The 19,777-nt window shown below is 70.2% G+C and carries 21 protein-coding genes and 3 pseudogenes; 10 read left to right on the plus strand and 14 right to left on the minus strand.

Going from position 1 to position 19,777, the window contains the following annotated elements; translation table 11 throughout:
• Positions 1-196 precede the first annotated feature (196 nt).
• Positions 197-513 (minus strand): annotated as a pseudogene (locus ACZ3YO_RS17250) (ATP-binding protein); the annotation flags it as partial.
• Positions 514-679: 166 nt separating this feature from the next.
• Here ACZ3YO_RS17250 and ACZ3YO_RS17255 point away from each other — a divergent pair.
• The 3 genes from ACZ3YO_RS17255 to ACZ3YO_RS17265 are packed head-to-tail and all read left to right on the plus strand — an operon-like array spanning position 680 to position 1,798.
• Positions 680-1,117 carry a hypothetical protein gene (locus ACZ3YO_RS17255; protein ID WP_465570137.1) on the plus strand — a complete coding sequence of 146 codons (438 nt, stop codon included), beginning with the start codon at positions 680-682 and terminating at the stop codon, positions 1,115-1,117.
• A 46-nt stretch (positions 1,118-1,163) separates the two neighbouring features.
• Positions 1,164-1,331 carry a hypothetical protein gene (locus ACZ3YO_RS17260; RefSeq protein WP_465569868.1) on the plus strand — a complete coding sequence of 56 codons (168 nt, stop codon included), beginning with the start codon at positions 1,164-1,166 and terminating at the stop codon, positions 1,329-1,331.
• Positions 1,328-1,798, plus strand: coding sequence for a hypothetical protein (locus ACZ3YO_RS17265; RefSeq protein ID WP_465569869.1), 471 nt, complete (start codon positions 1,328-1,330; stop codon positions 1,796-1,798). Before ACZ3YO_RS17260 ends, ACZ3YO_RS17265 begins: the two co-directional genes overlap by 4 nt.
• 71 nt (positions 1,799-1,869) lie before the next feature.
• Here ACZ3YO_RS17265 and ACZ3YO_RS17270 read toward each other — a convergent pair whose 3' ends face one another.
• Entirely contained in the window at positions 1,870-2,817 is a 948-nt protein-coding gene (locus ACZ3YO_RS17270) for an alpha/beta hydrolase (protein WP_465569871.1), read from the minus strand.
• A 70-nt stretch (positions 2,818-2,887) separates the two neighbouring features.
• Here ACZ3YO_RS17270 and ACZ3YO_RS17275 point away from each other — a divergent pair, with 70 nt between their 5' ends.
• Complete coding sequence (locus ACZ3YO_RS17275) at positions 2,888-3,364, plus strand: MarR family winged helix-turn-helix transcriptional regulator (RefSeq protein ID WP_465569873.1); 477 nt, start codon at positions 2,888-2,890, stop codon at positions 3,362-3,364.
• A gap of 446 nt (positions 3,365-3,810) precedes the next feature.
• On the opposite strand, the gene ACZ3YO_RS17280 is transcribed toward ACZ3YO_RS17275, so the two are convergent.
• Complete coding sequence (locus tag ACZ3YO_RS17280; protein WP_465569875.1) at positions 3,811-4,305, minus strand: ArsR/SmtB family transcription factor; 495 nt, start codon at positions 4,303-4,305, stop codon at positions 3,811-3,813.
• A 6-nt stretch (positions 4,306-4,311) separates the two neighbouring features.
• Here ACZ3YO_RS17280 and ACZ3YO_RS17285 point away from each other — a divergent pair, with 6 nt between their 5' ends.
• A complete protein-coding gene (locus tag ACZ3YO_RS17285; RefSeq protein ID WP_465569877.1) occupies positions 4,312-4,470 on the plus strand; it encodes a hypothetical protein in 159 nt (52 codons plus the stop codon).
• Positions 4,471-4,694: 224 nt separating this feature from the next.
• On the opposite strand, the gene ACZ3YO_RS17290 is transcribed toward ACZ3YO_RS17285, so the two are convergent.
• The 4 genes from ACZ3YO_RS17290 to ACZ3YO_RS17305 all read right to left on the minus strand — a co-directional run bounded on the left by ACZ3YO_RS17290 (position 4,695) and on the right by ACZ3YO_RS17305 (position 9,248).
• The gene (locus ACZ3YO_RS17290; RefSeq protein ID WP_465569879.1) at positions 4,695-6,176 is read right to left on the minus strand and encodes an IPT/TIG domain-containing protein; all 1,482 of its coding nucleotides are present in this window, start codon (positions 6,174-6,176) and stop codon (positions 4,695-4,697) included.
• Positions 6,177-6,877: 701 nt separating this feature from the next.
• A complete protein-coding gene (locus tag ACZ3YO_RS17295; protein ID WP_465569881.1) occupies positions 6,878-7,588 on the minus strand; it encodes a LuxR C-terminal-related transcriptional regulator in 711 nt (236 codons plus the stop codon).
• Entirely contained in the window at positions 7,576-8,526 is a 951-nt protein-coding gene (locus ACZ3YO_RS17300; protein ID WP_465569882.1) for a sensor histidine kinase, read from the minus strand. Before ACZ3YO_RS17300 ends, ACZ3YO_RS17295 begins: the two co-directional genes overlap by 13 nt.
• 65 nt (positions 8,527-8,591) lie before the next feature.
• Positions 8,592-9,248, minus strand: coding sequence for a hypothetical protein (locus ACZ3YO_RS17305; protein ID WP_465569884.1), 657 nt, complete (start codon positions 9,246-9,248; stop codon positions 8,592-8,594).
• Between the two features lie 428 nt (positions 9,249-9,676).
• On the opposite strand from ACZ3YO_RS17305, the pseudogene ACZ3YO_RS17310 reads away from it, so the two are divergent.
• Positions 9,677-10,392, plus strand: a pseudogene (locus ACZ3YO_RS17310) (ISL3 family transposase); the annotation flags it as partial.
• Positions 10,393-11,133: 741 nt separating this feature from the next.
• Here ACZ3YO_RS17310 and ACZ3YO_RS17315 read toward each other — a convergent pair.
• From ACZ3YO_RS17315 to ACZ3YO_RS17335, 5 genes are all read right to left on the minus strand, one after another.
• Positions 11,134-11,874: a hypothetical protein gene (locus tag ACZ3YO_RS17315; RefSeq protein ID WP_465569886.1), complete on the minus strand. Its 741-nt coding sequence runs from the start codon at positions 11,872-11,874 to the stop codon at positions 11,134-11,136.
• A 108-nt stretch (positions 11,875-11,982) separates the two neighbouring features.
• The gene (locus ACZ3YO_RS17320) at positions 11,983-12,279 is read right to left on the minus strand and encodes a hypothetical protein (RefSeq protein ID WP_465569888.1); all 297 of its coding nucleotides are present in this window, start codon (positions 12,277-12,279) and stop codon (positions 11,983-11,985) included.
• 375 nt (positions 12,280-12,654) lie between these two features.
• The gene (locus ACZ3YO_RS17325; RefSeq protein WP_465569890.1) at positions 12,655-13,254 is read right to left on the minus strand and encodes a hypothetical protein; all 600 of its coding nucleotides are present in this window, start codon (positions 13,252-13,254) and stop codon (positions 12,655-12,657) included.
• Between the two features lie 476 nt (positions 13,255-13,730).
• Entirely contained in the window at positions 13,731-14,150 is a 420-nt protein-coding gene (locus ACZ3YO_RS17330) for a DUF6841 family protein (protein ID WP_465569892.1), read from the minus strand.
• Positions 14,151-14,220: 70 nt separating this feature from the next.
• Positions 14,221-15,177 carry an SDR family NAD(P)-dependent oxidoreductase gene (locus tag ACZ3YO_RS17335; RefSeq protein ID WP_465570132.1) on the minus strand — a complete coding sequence of 319 codons (957 nt, stop codon included), beginning with the start codon at positions 15,175-15,177 and terminating at the stop codon, positions 14,221-14,223.
• 125 nt (positions 15,178-15,302) lie between these two features.
• Here ACZ3YO_RS17335 and ACZ3YO_RS17340 point away from each other — a divergent pair, with 125 nt between their 5' ends.
• The 4 genes and pseudogenes from ACZ3YO_RS17340 to ACZ3YO_RS17355 all read left to right on the plus strand — a co-directional run.
• On the plus strand, positions 15,303-15,893 hold the full coding sequence (locus ACZ3YO_RS17340; RefSeq protein ID WP_465569894.1) for a TetR/AcrR family transcriptional regulator: 591 nt from the start codon (positions 15,303-15,305) through the stop codon (positions 15,891-15,893).
• Positions 15,894-16,089: 196 nt separating this feature from the next.
• Entirely contained in the window at positions 16,090-16,263 is a 174-nt protein-coding gene (locus tag ACZ3YO_RS17345) for a hypothetical protein (RefSeq protein ID WP_465569896.1), read from the plus strand.
• 33 nt (positions 16,264-16,296) lie between these two features.
• A complete protein-coding gene (locus ACZ3YO_RS17350; RefSeq protein ID WP_465569898.1) occupies positions 16,297-17,046 on the plus strand; it encodes a hypothetical protein in 750 nt (249 codons plus the stop codon).
• Between the two features lie 20 nt (positions 17,047-17,066).
• A pseudogene (locus tag ACZ3YO_RS17355) lies at positions 17,067-17,276 on the plus strand (IS5/IS1182 family transposase); the annotation flags it as partial.
• Between the two features lie 127 nt (positions 17,277-17,403).
• Here ACZ3YO_RS17355 and ACZ3YO_RS17360 read toward each other — a convergent pair.
• Together ACZ3YO_RS17360 and ACZ3YO_RS17365 are read right to left on the minus strand one after the other, a co-directional pair.
• Positions 17,404-18,633, minus strand: coding sequence for a hypothetical protein (locus tag ACZ3YO_RS17360; protein WP_465569900.1), 1,230 nt, complete (start codon positions 18,631-18,633; stop codon positions 17,404-17,406).
• 656 nt (positions 18,634-19,289) lie between these two features.
• Positions 19,290-19,688, minus strand: coding sequence for a VOC family protein (locus ACZ3YO_RS17365; RefSeq protein WP_465569902.1), 399 nt, complete (start codon positions 19,686-19,688; stop codon positions 19,290-19,292).
• Between the last annotated feature and the right edge of the window lie 89 nt (positions 19,689-19,777).

The following is a 19,777-nucleotide window of genomic DNA, read 5'->3' on the forward strand; positions in this document are numbered from 1 at the left end:
TGCGCGCTCCGAGGGCTCAAGCGTGAGCTGACCCGCGAGGACGTCCTCACGGAGGCCGCCCGCCGTCATCGAGCCGGGGCGCAGGCGGTTCCCGCGTCGCCCTGTCAGAGGCGGGCGGTGCCACGGCCGGTGGCTCTCCACCGGGGCGTCCTGTTTCCGTCACCTCAGTCCCGGTCGGGGCCGGATCGTCCTCGGATCCGGCCTCGTCGGCCGCGGCGGCGATTACGTCCCGAACGCAGCGGCCGGTGGTCTTGGCGGGCTGCTTCTCGTCTGCGGCCTCGACGAGCTCGTTGACGAGTTGACGAGCTTGGTGGCGAGCACGTACGCGACCCGGAGGCCGGCCATCGCGGCCTCGGTGCCCAGCGCAATCAGCAGATGGGACTTGGCGGTCCCGGAGCCGCGGATGAGGCAGAGCGGCAGGCTCCTGTTGATCCACCCGCAGGTGGCGAGGGTGTGGACCATCGCGGGGTCGATGCTGGGGTTGGCGTCGAAGTCGAAGTTGTCCAGTTCTCTGGTGTTGCTTGGGTCAATGCAGGTATCTGCCCAGGTCGAGGCGTTGCCGATGCCGTCGGTGGCGATAGACCCCTGCAGACTCGGGCGTGTTCTGCCACTCGGTAGGGTGCGGTGCGATGCGGTAGCGCCAGGTTGTCGCGAAGACGGAAGGATGTGGCAGGTCGCCGTGACTGCATGGGACGAGATGTCCAAGTTGGCCAAGGATCTGCTGTTCATGTCGCTGGATCACGGGATGGACAATGCGGAGAGCAGCGAAGAGGGGTTCATTCCGTTCTCCATGCGGGGGAGGAGCGATGGCCGTGGAGAGCTGACTCGTTTCGTCGCTGAAGACCTGCCGGAGAGCGTGCAGGCAGGCCGGAAGGCGCTTGAGACCGTACCGGAGGGGACGGTGGCGGTCACCCTGGTCTGGGACGGCTATGCGACGTACGAAGGACGGCGGACCGAGGCGGTGTTCGTCGAGGCCCATGAGATCGGCCTGGCCAAGAGCGTTCTTCTCGCGCAACGCTACCTGCGGGTCGATGGCAAGGTTCAGACGCTGGGGAACCCCATCGTGCAAGGTGAGACCGATCCGCTCGTGCGGTTGGTCGGCGTCCAGGAGTGCTGAGCCTCGCGGACCCCGAGGCGCGAGAAATCAGGGCTGAATCCTCGGCATGGACGGTGTCGCCCTGACCGAGCGCCAGCCCTGGCCCTACCGGGGTGAGGTGGGCGACTACCTCCTCAAGGGCCGCCCGAGTGGGCCGTCGAGCACCCGGCCAGGAGCAGTGCCTCAAGCTGCGGGGCTGGGGCCGGCCGAACTCGCCGCCGGAGGTGACCAGTGAGCCCGGCCGGCCCGAACCGGCCGAACGAGGCCGCCCGCCTCACCTGGCAGCTGCTGAACGAGGGCTACCCCGAGTGGCAGGTCGCGAAGATGCTCGGCTGCGACGCCTCGCTCGTCTCGAAGTTCTTCACCAAGGGCAAGGGCGCCCGCGGCAGCACCCCGGTGGCCGGTGCCGCCATCGTTGTGAACGAGGGGGCGGTGAAGCTCGGCTGCTGGACTTCCACCGCGGTCAGCAGGGATGGTGGCGCAGTCACCGGCAGCTGGACTTCGCTCGCACTGTCGCGCATCACGTGCGGTGCGTCGTTGACCTCCGGCATGGACGATGCGGCGTACGACTCGATCAGCTGCGGCGTGTCCGGGCCGGCCTGCCCGGGGTGTCGTCACCGCGTACGGTCGTCCGAGCCGGCAGGTATTGGCCTGGCAAGGAGGCTCTTGTCCGGTAGCACGGCCGTGCTTGTGCGCGGTTGACTCGTGTTGCCGCCTTTTCACTGCGAGGCGGGAGCCGGTCCGGGCTGCTGTATGGCCGGGGGGTTCCGGGCTTACCGGGCTGACGTGGCCGCGGTGGCGGGAGTGCGCACATGCTGCGTGAGGAAGAGGGCTGCGCGGTCCAGGGCCCGGTCGGCCTCGTCGAGCACGCCGGCGAAGGACTGGAACACGTGCGGTACGTCGGCGGTGATGTCGAGGATCACGTCCACTCCGGCTGCGCGGGCGCGGGCGGCCATGCGGGTGGAGTCGTCCAGGAGTACTTCGTCGGTGCCCACCTGGAGGAGCATCGGCGGGAAGCCTGTCAGGTCGGCGAGGACGGCGGGGCTGAGCATGGGCTGGTGCGGGTCGGCTCCCGCCAGGTACATGGCCCCGGTGTGTCCCAGGCTCTCGCGGGTGAAGAACGGGTCGATGCCCGCCTTGGTGTCCATGCTCTCGCCCGTCCGGGTGGCGTCGAGGCCGGGGGAGAAGGCCACGATCGCGGCGGGCATCGGGAGACCGGCGTCGCGGGCGGCGAGGCAGGTGGTGACGCTGAGGCCGCCGCCGGCCGAGTCCCCCGCGAACACGATGGTCGAAGGGTCTTCGCCGCTGTCGAGGAGGGCGCGGTAGGCGCTCAGCGTGTCCTCGATCGCGGCCGGGAACGGGTGCTCGGGGGCGAGCCGGTAGTCCGGCGAGTACGCCGTGAACCCGGTCCTGGCCACGAGGTTCCCCGTGAGCGACAGCGCGGTCTCGGGGGAGCCGAACACCCAGCCGCCGCCGTGGAAGTACAGGATCGTCCCGGTGCGCGTCGCGGTGCGCGTCCCGGTGCCCGGCTCGGTGCCCGGCTCGACGTGCAGCGCCGGTCGGTCGCCGAGCGTCGTCTTGGTGATGCGGAGGCCGTCCGGGACGACCATCTGGGCCATCATCGCCTTGAATCCGGCTCGGATCGCCTCGACCGACCGGGGGCCGTCGGGCCGGGGCTGCCGCAGCATCGCGCTGACCTGCGTGCGCTGTTCCCTGCTCATGGTGTGTGCTCCTGCCGTAAGTAGCTTCTTCCGCACTATATGCCGCGGCATCTAACGTAGACTATATGCCATGGCATCTAAAGTGAGCGGTGAGACGGTCGACCTCCCGAGCTTCTTCGCCGACCTCGTCCGATGCGAGACGCGTCTGTACAACGCCCTCAATGACCGTCTTCGCGAGCGGCACGGGATCGTCACGTCACAATTCGAGTTCCTGCGCCACCTCCGCGACCACCCCGGGGCCCGGGTGGCGGATCTGGCGGCCGAGTTCGCCGTCGGCATCGGGGCCACCAGCAAGGGCGTCGACCGTCTGGAGCGGCAGGGATGGGTCGCCCGCGTGCCGAACCCGTCGGACCGCCGGTCGTCACTGCTGGAACTGACCGACGACGGCCTGCAGTTGGTCGACGTGGCAGAGGGGACCTTCACCGAGCGGTTGGCCGAGCTGATCGCAGATGTGCTGAAGGCGTCCCCCATGACGGCCGCTGCGCTGGCCCTCTCGGAGCTGCGTTCCGTCCTGGAACGCGACCGGATCGGCATGCCCACGGGCTGACGCGTCCTCGCATCCCCGAGGAGGAGGGCGGTAGGTGGGTTGACGTCCGTGCCATTGCGGTTGGGGCGAGCGGCCTGGTCGCGGGCTCGCGGGGCGGCTACGGCCGGGGCCGGGGCCGGGTGGACACCCCTCTGCTCGGTCTCGGCCAGCATCCCGCGCTCGGCCAGCCGCTAGAGCTTCAGGCGGACGTTGTCGACGTTATTGGGCGCGATCTCCGCCTGGGGCCCCGTGGTCCTTGACGGTGGTCTTGAACCCCTGGTCCGCCAGGGCTTCGCGGCGCCGGCTCGGTGGCGGTGAGCACCCTGGCCGGCAGTGCGGTGCCGACGGCAGTTTGTCGTGGACGGAGGCGGTCGGCACCACCACCGCGATCACCGGGCCCAGCGCGTCGACGGCCAGTCCCCGCCTGCGCCCCGGCACCTTCTTGTTCGCCTCCCGTCCGGCGGCGTTCAGCAGGCCGCCAGGGCCGCGCCCAGCGGCGTGTGCTCGTATGGGACGGCCCGGCCGGTGCGGGTGCGGGTGCGGGTGATCAGACCGGCATCGCGCAGCACCGCCAGATGGCTGCCGACGGTGCCTAGGCTCAGGCCGAGTTGGGCGACCAGCTGCGTCGTCGTTGCTGGCACGTCCAGCGCGCGCAGCACGTCCGCGCGGCGCGGGCCGACCAGTCGGCTCAGGGCCTCGCCGCCCGGTGTACGCGCCACTGGGCCGAGCAGGTCCGCGATGCCCCGGGCGGGATAGACCAGGGCGTAGGGCCATGGCGGCTCGACGTAGCTGATGAGAGTGCCGAACACCGTCGGCATCAGCAGCAGGCCCTTGCCGGCCAGCCGGTGTTGGTCCCATTCGGTACGCGAGCCCGTGCGCACCTCGATGGTCCCGGCCTGCCCCTCGGAGCGCCAGCTCACCCGGGGGTCGAGGTCGGACAGCGCTGCCGCCCAGCCGTACATCGCCAGGTGCCCGGCGCGGCGGACGAGGTCGCGCTCCAGTACCGACCGCAGCCGCGGCTAGACTCCTTCGCCGCGGCGTACGAAGAAGGCTGGGGGCTGGACCGCGCGACGGCCGCGGCCGAGGTCGACCCCGCCCGGATGTCCGGAGACCAACGGATGCACTGACCGGCTGCCGGTGCGCCGTCCTCGACGGCGCCATTCGGCGATGTCCTTATCGGATTTCTGCCTGTTCGAGCGGGTGGTGACGGCGACCCACCGTGAGCCGGTGGAACGGAGCCCAAAGTGGCGGGCTTGAGGTATTGGTCCGAGGTCCGGTTCCGGATGGGGGTCGTCGGCCGCTGCTCGACGGTCCACGCCGCCCGGCAGCGGACCCCGGATCGATTTCCGGGTCAGCCGGTGTGGGTGAACTCGTCGACCGGAACGGCGGGAGACAGGTAGCCGTTCACCCGTACCCGGACGTCGATGGTCTTGGGCTGGAGGGGATCCGGCACCGGCACCGTCGCCCTGATCTGGGTCGGCGAGACCCCCGTGACGGTTGCGGTGCGGCTGCCGAAGTACACGGTGGGTGTGGTGCCGAAACCCACGCCGTTGATGGTGACGGTGTTTCCGAGCTTCCCGCTGTCCGGGACGATGCCGGTGACCACCACGGGCTCCGGGCCGCCGTAGGCGAACTGCCCGAACGGCACGGCAGGGGAGGTGCCCAGGTCGTTGGTGACCCGGACATCGACGACACCGACCCCGTCGGGCGCGATCGCGGTGATCTGGGTGTCACTGACGACGTTGGGCGGCACGCACGGGACGGTACCGAAGTCGACCACGCTCTCCGAGTCGAAGCCGCTGCCGGTGATGGTGATCAGGGTGCCCGGGGCACCGACGTGGGGGCTGATGCTGTCCACCACCGGCGCGGGAGCCGGTACGGGGGAATTCAGCAGCTTCAGGTAGGTCGGGTTGGAGTGCTGGAAGGCGACCTGGGCCAGGAAGTCCTGGGTCGTGCTCTTGAGCACCTTGGGGTCGTAGGCCTTGTAGTCCGCGTTCAGCGGGGAGGAGGTGGTGGCCGGCTGGATGTACGCGTTGGTCCCGCTGAGGCCCTTGATCACCGTGAGGAGATCCTTGACGGCCGGGGGCGCGACCGGACCGGGGGAGGGGTACCACTGTTTGGCGGTGTCGAGACTGGCCCAGGCCAGCGGCACGAGGTCGTACTTGTTGACGTAGCCCTGGTACAGGGCCCACTTCACGGAGTTGAAGCGGTCGGCGAAGTCCTTCAGACCGGCGGTGGGGGCGGCGAAGGTGCTCACGGCGAACTGCGGCGAGTCGTTCCAGGTCTGGGCCTGCAGGTACAGCGCGAGCATGGTCGCGATGCAGCCGCCCAGGCTGTGACCGACCACGTAGACCGTCGCCCCCGGGGCGGGCTTGAGCAGGGAGGTGAGCGCCTCCACGAGGCCGGCACCGGCCGCCGAGGACTCGTCGGTCATGGCGACGACCTGGGTGAACGCCGTCATGGCCCCCTTCGAGACGGAGACCGGCGACGGCCCGCCGACCGTGAACGGGACCACCGTGCCGACGTCGAGGTCCTCGATCGTGTCGATCGCGTTGCCGACCGTCCCGCGGACGACCACGGCGAACTGGCTCGACGGACCCTTCGCGATGTACGCCATGTTGGCGTTGTCCGGGCTCAGCCCGAGCCAGGCCAGGTCCCAGTTGCCCTGCGTCGCCAGGGTCTTGTCGGAGAGCTGCTGGATGATGCCGTTGGAGATGCGCTGCTTCTGCACCGCCAGGGTCTCCCCGGACGGACGCGGGGCCGCCCCGGTCGCCGCGATCGCGGCCAGGGTCATGGTCACACCGGGCGGCAGCGCGCTCAGGTCTTCCGTCATGATCACTCCTCGGGTGTTCTGCTCGGTCGTCGAACGTGCCAGATAGGTCGTGTCCAATGTATTTTCTGGTGTGAATACCTGAGTGCATATCGGCTCCGCGGCTTCCCGGTGTCGGCCGGCAGCCGGTCGGACTCGGGGCCGGTCTCCACGGCTGACCCGACCGGACACGAAGGCGCCGGCCCCCGGCGTCGCGGCCGGTGTCCTCGCGCTCGACGACAAGGACGTCGAGGCCATCGGCGACGAGCTGGGCCTGGTCCTGCCTCCGAGCGCCCGGATCGAGGCGTGGCGCGGCGGCGACCTGGCGGTCCGGCGACGAGATGGCGCCTTGATCGCTCCTCGGCGCCGGTAGGAGGGCCCACTGGTCGCTACCGGTCCTCCGGGACGCCTACCCGTGCTTCTTCCGATGGTGGACCTGGAGGTACGACCAACTGGACGCGACCGGACAGGCCGAGGTGGGCACGCAGATCCGCGCCCCGGACCGCAGACGCGGACGAGGCCCGGCACCCGAATGGGCACCGGACCTCGTCCGACAGCGGAGCGCCAGGCCCGGGTTGCACGGACTCTCCCTACTGAAAGTAGGGCGTGCTCTGGTAGCACCGCTGACGCCTGACGAGGAATCATCTCCCTCGCGACGAGAAGAATACCAGCAGGTCAGCGGCCCACCACCGAGGTCAGGCCATCTGGCCCGCCGCGCCCGACCGCTACGCCCCGGTACCGCCGGCCGAGCTCCCGCGCACCCCTGGGCCGGGTTCCGCGCCCGGCGGACCGCTCGGTCGCTGGCGGCTGAGATAGGTGAGGACCGCGAGGACGCGGCGGTGGCCGCTGTCGGCCGGTGAGAGGCCGAGCTTGGCGAAGATGTTGCCGATGTGCTTGTGGACGGCGTTCTCGGTGATGACGAGCCGGGCCGCGATCGTGGCGTTGTCCTTTCCCTCGGCCATCAACGCCATGACCTCGCGTTCGCGTGGCGTGAGAGCGGTGATCGGGTCGTGGGCGGGACGGGTGAGGAGCTGCCCGATCACCTCGGGGTCCATGACGGTGGCGCCGGCGGCGACCCGCCGCAGCGCGTCGACGAACTCGCTCACCCGGCTCACCCGGTCCTTGAGGAGGTAGCCGACGCCGCCGCGCCCGTCGGAAACCAGTTCGCCGGCGTACTGCTGCTCGACGTACTGGGAGAGGACGAGCACGGGCAGGCCGGGGTGCCGGCGGCGGGCGAGGATGGCGGCGTGGATGCCCTCGTCGCGGAAGGTCGGCGGCAGCCGCACGTCGACGATGGTGATGTCCGGCCGGTGTTCGGCGGCGGCGAAGCCCGGGGCGTCCTGGGTGATCGCGGCGACGTGAAAGCCCTTGGCGGTCAGCAGGAGCTCCAGCCCGCTGGACAGCAGGACGTTGTCCTCGGCGATCACGACCCGCATGCCAGGCTCACAGCGATCGTGGTCGGGCCGCCGACCGGGCTGTGGACGCGGACGATGCCGTCGAGCGCGAGGACACGGTGGCGGATTCCGGCGATGCCGGTACCCCGCGTCTCGTCGGCGCCGCCGACCCCGTCGTCGCCGACCTCGATCGACAGCCGGTCACCGGCGCGTGCGACGCGGGCGGTGGCCCGGGTGGCCCGGCTGTGCTTGGCGGCGTTGGTGAGCGCCTCGGCGATCGTGAAGTACGCCACGGCCTCGACCGCGGCGGGGACCGTGCCGATGCCGCCGACGTCGAGGGTGGTGTCGATCGCCGACCGGGCCCCCAGAGCGGCCAGCGCTCCGGCGAGGCCGCGATCGGCGAGGATCGGCGGGTAGATCGTCCGGATCACCGCACGAAGCTCCGCCATGGCCTCCTCGGTCCCCGCATGCGCCTCCTCCAGGAGCCCGGCCACCGCCCCGGGGCCCTCGCCCAGCAACTCACGGGCCACGCCCAGCCGCATCGCGACGGCCACCAGCCGGGCCTGGGTGCCGTCGTGCAGGTCACGTTCGATCCGGCGCAGTTCCGCGCCGTGGGCGTTCATCGCGCCGGCCCGCGTCTCGGTCAGCGTCTCCACCCGCTGCGCCAGCCTCTCGGCGGCCGAGGGGGACAACAGCGCCACGCAGATCCGGGCGTGCAGGCGCGCCAGCGGTGGAACCAGCCAGTAGGTCAGGGCCGCGAAGACGACGAACTGCGCGGTCCCCAGGGTCAGCGCCGTGCCCCACCCGGACAGCGGGACACCGGCGGCGAAGCCGCCCGCGCGGGTGCCGGCGGGCAACGCCCACCGCAACGGCACCGTCACGGCCGTGGCCGCCGCGTTGCCTGCGCACAGCACCACGACGAGCCCGAACGCCAGACCGGTCTCGACCAGCTCGCCGCCGTCGGCCGCGATCTCGCTCATCCGAGTTTCCAGCTGCCCAGGGAAGGGCGTGCAGCTCGCTGGGCGTGTCGGTGAGCTACAGCGAGTCAGGTGCCGGTGGGGGCCAGGTCGTCGCGGGTCTCCAGGTAGGCGCAGAGTTCCGTCCAGGTGGAGACCGTCCGGCCGTTGGGGGACGGGGGCGGTGGCGTGTGGGCGTGCTCGCCGACCAGGATCAGCCCGGCGTGCTCGCGTGCGGGGATGCCGTCGTCCGCGATGATCACCTCGGTCCGCTTCCAGCGCGGGTGGTAGCGCCGCTCGGGAATCTCCGCCAGGTGGGCCGCGTCCGGCAGGCCAGGCCCGGGATGGTCGAGGAACCGGACGACCGGGCCCGTCGAGCAGCCCACGTCCGCAATGCCGACCACCCGGATCAGGTACGGTTGCCCGCTCCTCGCCCGGTACGCGTACACCCGGCCGGGGACGGCCCGCGACGACTTCGGGCGGCGGACACGGACCGGGCGTGGTTCGGGTTGTGGGCTCTCCAGGCGGGCTCGGAGCCGTTGCAGGACGGCAGCACGTCGACGTACCTCCGCGACCCCGGCTTCCTGCCAGCGTTCCAGGTCGCCGCCCGCGTCCAGCACGGCGAGGGCTTCCTGACGGGCGGACTCGCTCAGCCGACCGAGCCTGAACTGGGTGTCCGCCAGTGCCAGCCGTACCACGACCCACTCGTCCGGGGCGGAGAGTTCCTCGGCGAAGGCATTCAGCACCCGTGCCCGGGCTTCCTCCGCATCCGCCCCCGCTTCCAGAGCTTCGCGGTACGCATCACGGACATCGCACGCGGTGTCGTCCGAGTACAGCCCGGTTCCGTACGTTCCCACGCTCTCCTGCCTTTCCGTCCGCTCACCGTCGGCCTCAGCCGAAACCGCTTGGAACCCGGCCTATGGGCGATGACCTGCACGAATTCTCGCACCCCGCCATCCTGAACCACCGCCCAGCCCGCCACAGGCATGGCCCTCGCCACACCCCATCAGCCCCATGGGCGCGAACCGTCCTGTGAATCGACTCCTGCAAACGGCCAGGGCGCGAGTTTCCGTGAAAGCCGCCCGGAGATGCTGACGGTTGGCGATCATGTCGGGCGCCTGTTGCTGATCGTCTGACCGTCCTGTTCCCCCAGTTCGCGCTTTTGCACGTCGAGTTGGTCAGATCCGCTGGCCGGTCGGTTCGTGTTCACGCCCGGGGCCGGTCCGCCGGCGCGAGTTGCCCGGACTGCGGGGCCTGGTCCGAGCGGGTCCACAGCGGTTATGAGCGGCGGATCACCGACACCGCGGTCTCCGGCCAGGAGCTGGCGCTGCACCTGCGGGTCCGCCGGTTCTTCTGTGACGGCGTCGAGTGCGGGAAACGGACGTTCGCCGAGCGGATCACCGGCCTGACCTTCCGGTACGGGCGGTGCACGGTACCCCTGCGGAAGGTCCGCGAAGCCGTCGCCCTCGCACTGGGCGGCCGGGCCGGCGCCCGGCTGACCGAGCACCTGGCGACCGCGATCGGCCGAGACGCCCTGATACGGCTGATCCGCGCGCTGCCGGACCCGCCGACCGGCCGGGTGCGCGTGCTCGGCGTCGACGACTTCGCCCTGCGCAAGGGCCACCGCTACGGCACGGTCCTGATCGACTTCGAGGGCCGCCGCCCCGTCGGCGTCCTGCCCGAGCGGTCCGCCGACACCTTGGCCGACTGGCTCACCGGCCACCCGGCGTCGAGGTCATCTGCCGTGACCGGGCCAGCTACTACGCCGACGGCGCGAACCGCGGCGCCGGCACGGCGACGCAGGTCGCGGACAGGTTCCACCTCTGGATGAACCTCGGCGATGCCACCGAGCGACTGGTCGCCCGCCTGCGCTCGCAGTGGGTCCCGCCCGCCCCGGAGAAGGAAAGGACGGTACTGCCCGAAGGACGGCGGGCCCAGCGCACCCGCGAGCGTCACGCCGCCGTCCATGCCCTGACGGCCAAGGGCATGGGCCACAGCCAGATCGTCGCCGAGCTGGGCCTGGACCCGAAAGCGGTTAGCAAGTTCATGCGCGCGGCCACGGCGGATGAGTTGGTTGGAGCAGGGCCCACCGGCGGCCGGCAGACCAGCCTGGACGGCCACGCCGCCTACCTGACCGCCCGATTCAACGAGGGCTGCCACAGCGCACTGCGGCTCCACCGCGAACTCGCCGAGCGAGGTCTGACCGTCAGTGAGCGCACCGCGCGCCGCTTCGTGAACCGGTTGCGCGACAACGCCAAGCCGGCCGCCCGGCCGCCGGTCCCCAAGGTTCGCGAGGTGACCAGAATGATCCTCACCCGCCCTGACAACCGCCCCGAGGCCCAACGAGTACTGCTGAAGGAGCTCCTGCACCGCTGCGTGGAGACGAAGCCTGCGGACTCATCGCGCGGTTCGCCTCGATCCTCGTCCACCGCCGAGGCCAGGAGGACCTCGAGCAGTGGACCGCGGACGCCGAAGCCAGCCGGCTGTCAGAACTGCGCGGGTTCGCCACCGGCCTGCGCAAGGACTGGGACGCCGTTATGGCCGGCCTCACGCTCCGCTGGAACTCCGGTCCGGGTGAGGGGCACGTCAACCGCATCGTTCTGTGGAATCAGCTCTGTCAAGCAGCGGTCGTCATCCGGTGGCTGTCATGGTCTGCTGAGTGGCCGCTACTCGGGCAGCGGCCTCTTCAACCTGACGTCGGCCAGATTCGCCTCGGCTCCAGATGAACGCGCGCCAACGACGTGGCGCGTCGCCGCTCCAGTTCCGGAACTCCTCGACCGCGACGTTGTCGGACAGCCGCCATCGGATGGTGCTGCCTGATGCTTCGGGGATGTCGGTGAGGCCGTCGAGTTGCTCGGCGAGTGCGAAGCTGTCGACGTCGGCGGCGGTGCGGTCCCAGGTCGAGACTGTGTCGGTGAGAGCGTGGGATTCGATGAGAGCCGGGATGGACGGGGCGATTTCGAGGAACGTGCCACCTCCATCGTCCACTCCGACTCGTCCGTCCGTGTGCACCAGGTAGCGCATTGGGGAGGACACACGTTCCCCGAACCAATCGAAGTGCCAGCCGTCGGCGGCGCTGGTCCACATGCTCTGGCCCAGGTCGTAGTGCCAGTCGCGAAGCACCTCGCGGCGTTCGCCCTCGACGGTGTAGCTGCTTCGCACTTGGTAACGGAGTCCGCCGTACTTCTGCTCGAATCCCTCCCGGCGGATCACGAGCATCATGGGCGTGGGAATCAACTGGCCGTAGCAGTCCCGGATCCGCAGGAACTCGGTGGAGAGCCGAGGTTCCTGCGGATCATCGCGCCGGCCGGTTCGTTCAAGCAGACTCTTTGCACGAGAGGAAAGACCGGTGAGGTCGTCCAGGATGTGCATCCTGCACTTCTTTTCCCAAGACAGGGGCATGGATTCGCAGGACCGCACGATACCCGGTCGAGGCGGTTCGGTGCAGTTCGAACCCCAGTGGCCGTGACCGTCGTGGGTTCAGCATTGACCTCCCGGACCGCACTCTCGGGGACGGGCGGTCACGTTGACGACCGGCAGTAGTGTCGCGGTAGCTGGGACGCCGATCTGACGTGGCGTGGGCCCTGCTGGCGTGGGGATAGCAGTGAGCCGTTCCAGTAGCTGGTCCAGAGCGGCCTGGCCGTCGTCGACGGCGGCGCGTTCGTCGTCGGTGAGCGGGATGGCCGCGAGCATCTTCTGCAGGTTCTCCTTCGCCGCCAGCAGCTGGCCCTTGCTGGAGCTCTTCGGCGTATAGAAGTCGCAGCGCGCGCAGGCCATCCGGTGTTGGCACTGCTCGAAGAAGGTGTGGCCACCCAGCCGACGACGGGCATGACCAGGGCGATGGCGAGCGACGACGGCCGGGAGGCCAGGAAGAGGCTGCCGAGGAAGGCGAGAAGGCGACGGAGACGGCGACGGCGCTCAGCGCGGGCGAGGCGCGCCAGGCCATGCACGGTGAGAGCCGATCGACCAGCAGGGCCGGCACGGACGAACATCGGCGACGGCGGTGGCGCCCGGGCGGGAGTCGTCATGGGTTGGTTGGAACGGGCCCGGGCCCGTTCCAACCGGCCTCTGCCCTGCCCTGATCCCCAACTCACCGGGCGCCACCCATCCCACCGGTGCAGGTCAGCGGCCCGCACCGGTGGTGAGGCCGGATCAGGAGCGGCGCTGCCAGGAACGGGTGCGCTTCGCCTCGGCAGCCGCGGCTTCGCCCGCGCCCGCGCGGCAACGGCGCCGGTAGTACGCGTACGTCAGGGCCACCACCATCGGCGCCCACAGCACGAAGAGTCCGCTGACCAGCATCGCGAGCGCCCGCCACCAGCCGTTGGTGTAGTCGACGTCGTGGAACCCCGCGATACCGAAGGCGCTGAGCACCCAGTCGGCGAGGAGCAGTACGAGGCCGACCCCGGCCAGCGCTGCCGGCACGAGCACCACGCTCGGCCTGATGCGTCGGCCGCCGATCACCGGGACCCAGCCGGGCACGACCTCGCCCCACCACCGGACCAGGCCGAAGCAGAGCAGGGCGAAGGCCTCGGACAGCAGGCTGAGGGTCACGACGTAGGGCACCGTCATCCAGAGCGGCGCGGACGACCGGGGCAATATCATCCCCATCTGGAAGCCGAAGCCGAAGGGCAGCCGCCAAAGGCAGACCGGCAGGCCGAGCAGCGGGATGGCACGGGCGACCTTCTCGGCCCAGCGCGGCACCGGCCGCTCCGTCGTGAACGCCGGCACAGGGCTTGTCGTGGTGATCTTCATGGACCCAGCCTCTGCGCCCGTCCGCCGGTCTGGATCACGCGCGGGCAGGAACCGCTCCTCCGCGCGGGGGAGTCCGGGGCCCGACGGCTTAGGTCCGCCGTCCTAGGGCCTGTGTGGTGTTGTGATCAATATTGCGGTCTCGTGCCCGCCCGGAGGTGGAATCCGGTGCGTGACGCGTAGGCAACTCACCGACAGCCAGTGGGAGTTCATCGAGGCGTCTGACGGGCGATCACGAATCGCTCCCACGCGGCTTCCGCCTCCTGCAGCTCGGCCTGCAGGACCTCGGTAGAACTGCGCCTTCGCCGCATGGCAGCGCCGCGAGACGCGGTTCAGGTCCACTTCACTCATAGGGCTCCCCCAGGTGCAGGTTCTGCCGTCACGCGTGACGGCCGTTGACTTTGCGCCGCGCAGACGGCCAGGGCAGAGCGATCTCCTCAGTGGGCGCGCCCCTGGCCGTCCGGCGGGCCGCGATTTGGTCAGCTGGCCAGGATCACGGAGGCGACTGTCCGCCATCCCGCGGCGGTTCGGGCGGCCAGGTAGAGCACACGCAGGCGCTGGAATTCCCGCCCCTGGCTGTCCTGGCGTGCCCAGGTCACCTCGATTTGCGCGGCCCGCTCGTTGAGGGCGCGTACCACCGGGTCGAGGGCCCTGCTGCCCCCGTAGTCGGCGTCGCGCAGTGCGCGCAGCTCGTGTGCGAGTCCCTGGGAGAGTGCCTCGGCGGAGGTGAGAGCGGTGTGGGCCGTGCCTGTGGTCATGCTGATTGGCACCGAGAAGTAGTCAAGGAGCGGCGCGGGATCGGTGCTCCCGTTTGCCGCGAGTCCGATGAACGTCTCGACGTAGCTGTCGAACCATGCCTGTGCTTCGTTCGCGACGGCCGCCAGATCGGTCTGCGTCATGATTTCGTGACCTTTCTTGCAGAGATGCCAGGTGTCGGCTTCGTGGAGGGGAGTGCGCTATGCCGTCGTGTCACCGGTTCGCGAACGCGTTGGTGCCGGTCAGCTGGGCGGACAGGGTCCACAGGCGTGCGGCCTGTTCGGGGTCGACCGCGTAGGGCCTGACTCCGGGTGCGTCGTTCTGGGAGAGCGGGGCGACGTCGCAGTCGTCGAGGTAGACGCCGCCCTGGTGGTCCAGCTGCGGGGAGGCGGCCGCCCAGACCTGGGTGGCGGCACCCTGGTCCGGGGTCTTGAAACTGGGGGCGGTGTTGCCCTGGTCGTCGATCCAGCCGAAGGCGATCATCTCCTCACGGGTCATGTGCCGCTGGAGCGGGGTCATGACGGCGCCGGGGGCGACGGCGAAGGCCCGCACCTGGTGGTCGCGGCCGAGCGTGTCGAGGTGGACGGCGAACAGCGCGATCGCGGTTTTGGACTGTCCGTAGGCGACGGCCTTGTCATAGTCGTCTGCGAACATGACGTCGTCCCAGCGGATCGGCGAGTAGCGGTGTCCGGCAGAGCTGAGCGCGACCACGCGTGCGCCGCCGTCGGCTGCCAGGGCGGGCCACAGCCCGTTCGTGAGTGTGTAGTGGCCCAGGTGGTTGGTGGCGAACTGCGCCTCCCAGCCGGGTCCGAGGCGGGTCTCGGGCAGGGCCATCACGCCGGCGTTGTTGATGAGGATGTCGATGCTGCGGCCGGTTGCCAGGAACTCGTCCGCGAAGGTGTGCACGCTGGCCTGGTCGCCGAGGTCGAGATGGCGCACCTCGACCCCGTCCACTGCGCTGAGGGCTTTCGCGGCCGCTTCCGGGCGGCGGACGGCTGCGACGACGCTCGCGCCGGCGGCGCGCAGGGCGCGTGTGGTCTCCAGCCCAAGTCCGGAACTACCGCCGGTCACGACTGCGAGCTTTCCGGTGAGGTCGAGGCCGGCCAGGACGTCGGCCGTGGTGCTGCGGGCCCCGAAGCCGGAGCCGATGGGCTGCTGAGCTGTCATGATCGCCGTTCCTTGCGCTGGGGCGTCACGGTCGACGCCATAACTGGGGAGTTCCCCGGTTAGCTATTACGGTAAGCGGAGAACTCCCCGGTTGTCCAGCTAGACTGGTCACGACGAAGGGAACAGCCTTGACCACCAAGCCGAGCGTGTTGCGCGCCGACGCCCGCCGCAACCGGGAACGCATCCTCGAAGCGGCCGTGCGCGCCTTCTCCGAGAAAGGCCCGGACGTCGCGATCGACACCATCGCCAAAGCCGCGGGCGTCGGCTCGGCCACGCTCTACCGCCACTTCCCCACCCGCGAGGCACTCATCGAGGCGGCCTACCGCAACGAGCTCGCCCGCGTCTGCGACAGCGCCGCACAACGGCTGGCCGACCACGCGCCGGACGAGGCGCTGCGACTGTGGATGGACGACTTCATCGATTACCTGGCGGCCAAGCAGGGCATGGCGGACGCACTGCGGGCCGCGGTCGCCGCCGGCGCCGTCCCCTTCGCCGAAACCCTCGACAAGCTCGCCACCGCGATCGGCACCCTGCTGCGCGCCGGCGCCGACGCCGGTCTCCTGCGCCGGGACATCGACCCCTTTGATGTCGGCTTCAGCCTGGCCGGCATCGGGCTGATCACCAGCGCTCCCGACCAGCGCGAACGGGCCGGCCGCCTCATCGACCTGCTCCTCGACGGCCTCCGGTACGGTGCGAACGGCCCAGCATCCCGCTGGTGACCCATGTCGGCCGCGGTCCCGGCCCGTTTGGATGTAGGGAAACGATCGTTTGACGTCAGGCCGTCGGCGCGTCCAATGAACCCGGACATTCCGGGGCATCGAGGCGGCGCCGATCCAATCGGATCCGATGGTGGTGATTGCTGACAGGGTTTGACGACAGATAGGGTCCGATCCTCCGTACGGAAGGGGCCCCTCGGTGGCGAACCTGGTCTTCAAACGGGTCTCGACCGACCAACAGTCGACCGCCCGGCAGAACCTCGTCCTGGATGAGGCCGGGATCGAGGACCCGGTCGTCTTCGAGGAGGCCCCGGGCATCTCCAGTCGCCTCCACCCCCTCCAGCGGCCGAAGTTCGGCGAGCTGCTGACATAGGCGCGGCCGGGCGACACCGTCCACATCTCCGAGATGTTCCGCCTCGTGCGCGGCACCGGGCACATCCTCGACGTGCTCGACGTCCTCCACCAGGGCCGCCTCGCCCTGCGCATCCACGACGGGGCGTTCTCCGCGATGGACCTCACCGCCCGCCACCCGCGCACCGGCGAACTGCTGTCCACGGTGAAGTTCATGGTGCAGACCCTCGCCGCCGCCGGCGAACTCCAGCGCGACCTCCAGCGCGAGCTCACCTACGACGGGCTGCGGGCGGCCGAGGCCAAGGGCAGCAAGGGCGGCCGGCGTCCCGCCGTCCCGGCCGAGGCGACCAGCACCGTCCGCACGGCGTACTTGGAGGGCCGCTCCATCGCCGCCCTCGCCCGCGACCACGGTGTCAGCCGCGGCGCCATCCGTACGGCCGTCGTCGACCTTCTCCCCGATCATGCCGCCATTGAGGAGGACTCCCCGGCGCCGGAGCTGCTGGTCACCCTCGACATGCCGGGCAAGGTTGCCGACTTCCTCCGCACCGCCGAGCTGGACGACACCGAGCGTGCGGCGCTCGACCAGGGGGTCATCGTGCGGCGCGGCCAGGGCTACACCCTGCGCGTCACCGCCGTCCCCGCCGTGCACCACCGACTCCTCGCCCGCTGCCAACTGCTCGACGGCGGCCCGGGCGCTCCGGCGTCCCGGCCCAGCGCAAGGCCCGCCGCGAGTACGAGAACCGCGGCAGCATCCTCTCGCCGACCGGACCATGATCGTTCTCACCGCCAACCACGGTTCCATTGATCCCCGAGGCCGGTACCGACGCCATCGGGCGCTCGCGCGGCGGGCTGACCACGAAGATGCACCTCGCCGCGGATGGCCGCTGCCGCCCGTTGTGCTTCCACCTCACACCTGGCCAAGCCGGCGACGCGCCTGCTTTCGAGCACGTCATGGCCACCCTGCGCGTGCCCAGGGCGATCGGCTTGCCGCGCACCCGGCCCGTCGGGGTCCTGGCCGATCGGGCCTGCTCGTCCCTGCTTCCCGCCCCTGAGGGCCCGGGTGGATGCTCACCCGGGCCCGCGGCGGTGCTCGGCTCTGCTCTCCGGAGGTGCCGGCGTCTCTGGAGCCGTCTGGCGGGCAGGGAGCTGCCCGGTGCGTGTGTCAGCCGATGAAGATGCCGGTGAGGTCGATGATCACGTGGGTGCGGCCGTCGTTGTTGTAGGCCTTGATGTGTCCCTCGTCGGTCCTGGTGGTGACGGAGTTGGCCACGGTCTGGCTGGCGGTGAAGTTGAGGCTGGAGGTGTTCGGCCTGGCCGCGGCGGCGGGGTAGACCGTGAGGTGGCCGTCGGTGGTGGGCTCGGTGATGGTCACGTTGAGGGTCGCGCCCATGTGGAATTCCTGTACCGCCGGCAGGGTGCGGGTTTCGCCCGGTTCGAAGGGTGTCGACTTCCACCGCGAGTCGTACTGCCGGGACGGGGTGGTGAGTGCGCTGAACCGTCCGGTGCCGGAGGGGCCGTAGTAGCCGACGAGGTCGACGACGACGTCCACCGACCCGACGTGGTTGTAGATGTCGATCTTCCCGTCGGTGCCTACCGGGACGACGACCTGGTTCGGAACGGTCTGTCCCGGGGTGAAGTTGACGTTCGAACCGACCGGCGGCCGCTGCGTGCCGGTCGGGTAGACCGTCAGGTAGCTGTCCCTGGTTCCTGCGGTGGCGGTGACGTTGAGGATCACCGCGCGGGCGTCGGCCGTGCCGAGTTCGGGCCTGGCGACCTGGACCGAGCGGACGCCGTCCCCGCCGAGGCGGCCGCCGTCGTCACGGCTGTCGACCAGCCGTGACGGCGTGAGCGGGGCGTACTTGTCGGTCGCGTCCGGCCGGTAGTAGCCGACCACGTCCAGGACGACGTCGGTGGTGCCGGCGTGGTTGTAGACGGTGATCGCTGGTGTGGTGCCCGATTTGACCGCGACGGTGACCAGGTTGGACACCGTCTGGCCGGCCTTGAAGTTGAGGCTGGAGGAGTACGGGACGTTGCCGAAGTCGAAGGCGGAGAGGGACAGGTAGCTGTCGGCGGTGGGGTTGGTGGCGGTCACATTGACCACCACCGCCGTCGTGTCGGCGGGCACGACGGGGTGCATGGTCGGCGGCATGTGCGAGTCGAATGCCGACAGCGCGGTTATGTAGTGCTCGTCGGGGTTGAGCGGTCGCTGCTGGCCGTTCGGGACGTACCGGGCATCGCGGGTGTCCAGCACCCGGGTCGGGCTCATCCCGACGAAGCCGCCCGGAAGGGTGAAGGGGGACCAGTCGTCGGCGGAGGCCGGGGCGGTGATGACGGCGGGCCCGGCCAGGGCCAGTGCCGCGAGCACGGCGAGGGTCGCGGGTCTTGCATGCATGTAGGTCCTCCTGAACGGTCACCTCCGGTCTCGGCCAGGAGGTCTGAGCTTGGCTAGACCGACGGGCGCGGCAAAGGTTGTACACCGGAGGACTACTTCTTCGGCCACAGGCGCTGCGACCAGGCAACCGCAGACCGCCGGGTCCCGGACGGCCGGTGACCGGCACCCGGCACACCCCGAGGGCCCCGGCGACACGGTCGACGGCCAGAGCGGGGTCCTGGGCGCTGTCCGGCGGTGAAGAAGCAGTCGGCGTTGACCTGGGACGGAGCGTCATGGCTCCAAGCCGTCGCAACGCGCACCTTCTCCGCGCCACCGCCGACACCCACGATGCCACCGCCCAACCCACCGAGGCGCTCACATGAACGAGCAGCACCAAGACGAACGCGCCCGCATCCGGGAAGCCATCGACCGGATCCTGAGCGACCGGGCCACTGTCTCCGACGGCAGCCTCGCCGTCGTCGCCCTGGCCGCCGAAGCCGGCGTCCACCGCGGACGCGGGGAGAAGCACGACCGTACTGCTCGGCTACGGCTGACACCCCGCGCAGGCGGGGGTCAGCCGTGCCCTTGCCAGGCGGGGGTCAGCCGGAGGAGATGGCGGCCGCGTTCACCGGGAGCCCTGGGATCTCGGGGCTCCCGCGTGAGCGGTGTGCGCGGCGTCAGCGTGCGAACTTTTCGATGGCCTCCGGGGTGACGGGGGTGAAGAAGTTGACGAGGTTGCCGTCGGGGTCGCGGAACAACAGCGACCGGTTACCCCAGGGCATCGTGGTGGGCTCGTTGACGAAGTCGGTGACGAAGCCGGTCAGGTTCTGGTGAACGCGGTCCACGTCGTCGACGAGGAACTCGGTGATCACGCTGTGGTTGTCCGCCGCGCGGGCGGAGCCCGGGGCGAACAGCGGGACGGTGCGGGTGCTGGCGATCGCGAGGGTTGCGCACGCGGTCTTGAGTTCGGCGAAGTCCTCGGTGGCCCGTATCGCCTGCATCCCTGTAACTCGCTCGTAGAACTCGACGAGGCGTGCGACGTCGCTGGTGATGATGCGGATCGAGACGAAGTTCATGGAATCTCCTTGGCCGTGCTGGAGGCGTGCACGTCGCAGGCTAGGCGAAATAGTGGACAGAATCGGTCCTGTATTCGCGTAGGATGCGA

Source organism: Kitasatospora sp. NPDC022785, from assembly GCF_055561295.1.

Bases quoted from the DNA above. Each gene is read 5' to 3' on its own strand.
- ACZ3YO_RS17260 (WP_465569868.1), top strand. From the start codon at position 1,164: ATGGACGGTGTCGCCCTGACCGAGCGCCAGCCCTGGCCCTACCGGGGT.
- ACZ3YO_RS17270 (WP_465569871.1), bottom strand. From the start codon at position 2,817: ATGAGCAGGGAACAGCGCACGCAGGTCAGCGCGATGCTGCGGCAGCCC.
- ACZ3YO_RS17275 (WP_465569873.1), top strand. From the start codon at position 2,888: ATGGCATCTAAAGTGAGCGGTGAGACGGTCGACCTCCCGAGCTTCTTC.
- ACZ3YO_RS17280 (WP_465569875.1), bottom strand. From the start codon at position 4,305: ATGTACGGCTGGGCGGCAGCGCTGTCCGACCTCGACCCCCGGGTGAGC.
- ACZ3YO_RS17290 (WP_465569879.1), bottom strand. From the start codon at position 6,176: ATGACGGAAGACCTGAGCGCGCTGCCGCCCGGTGTGACCATGACCCTG.
- ACZ3YO_RS17295 (WP_465569881.1), bottom strand. From the start codon at position 7,588: ATGCGGGTCGTGATCGCCGAGGACAACGTCCTGCTGTCCAGCGGGCTG.
- ACZ3YO_RS17300 (WP_465569882.1), bottom strand. From the start codon at position 8,526: ATGAGCGAGATCGCGGCCGACGGCGGCGAGCTGGTCGAGACCGGTCTG.
- ACZ3YO_RS17315 (WP_465569886.1), bottom strand. From the start codon at position 11,874: ATGCACATCCTGGACGACCTCACCGGTCTTTCCTCTCGTGCAAAGAGT.
- ACZ3YO_RS17320 (WP_465569888.1), bottom strand. From the start codon at position 12,279: ATGGCCTGCGCGCGCTGCGACTTCTATACGCCGAAGAGCTCCAGCAAG.
- ACZ3YO_RS17325 (WP_465569890.1), bottom strand. From the start codon at position 13,254: ATGAAGATCACCACGACAAGCCCTGTGCCGGCGTTCACGACGGAGCGG.
- ACZ3YO_RS17330 (WP_465569892.1), bottom strand. From the start codon at position 14,150: ATGACGCAGACCGATCTGGCGGCCGTCGCGAACGAAGCACAGGCATGG.
- ACZ3YO_RS17350 (WP_465569898.1), top strand. From the start codon at position 16,297: ATGTTCCGCCTCGTGCGCGGCACCGGGCACATCCTCGACGTGCTCGAC.
- ACZ3YO_RS17360 (WP_465569900.1), bottom strand. From the start codon at position 18,633: ATGCATGCAAGACCCGCGACCCTCGCCGTGCTCGCGGCACTGGCCCTG.
- ACZ3YO_RS17365 (WP_465569902.1), bottom strand. From the start codon at position 19,688: ATGAACTTCGTCTCGATCCGCATCATCACCAGCGACGTCGCACGCCTC.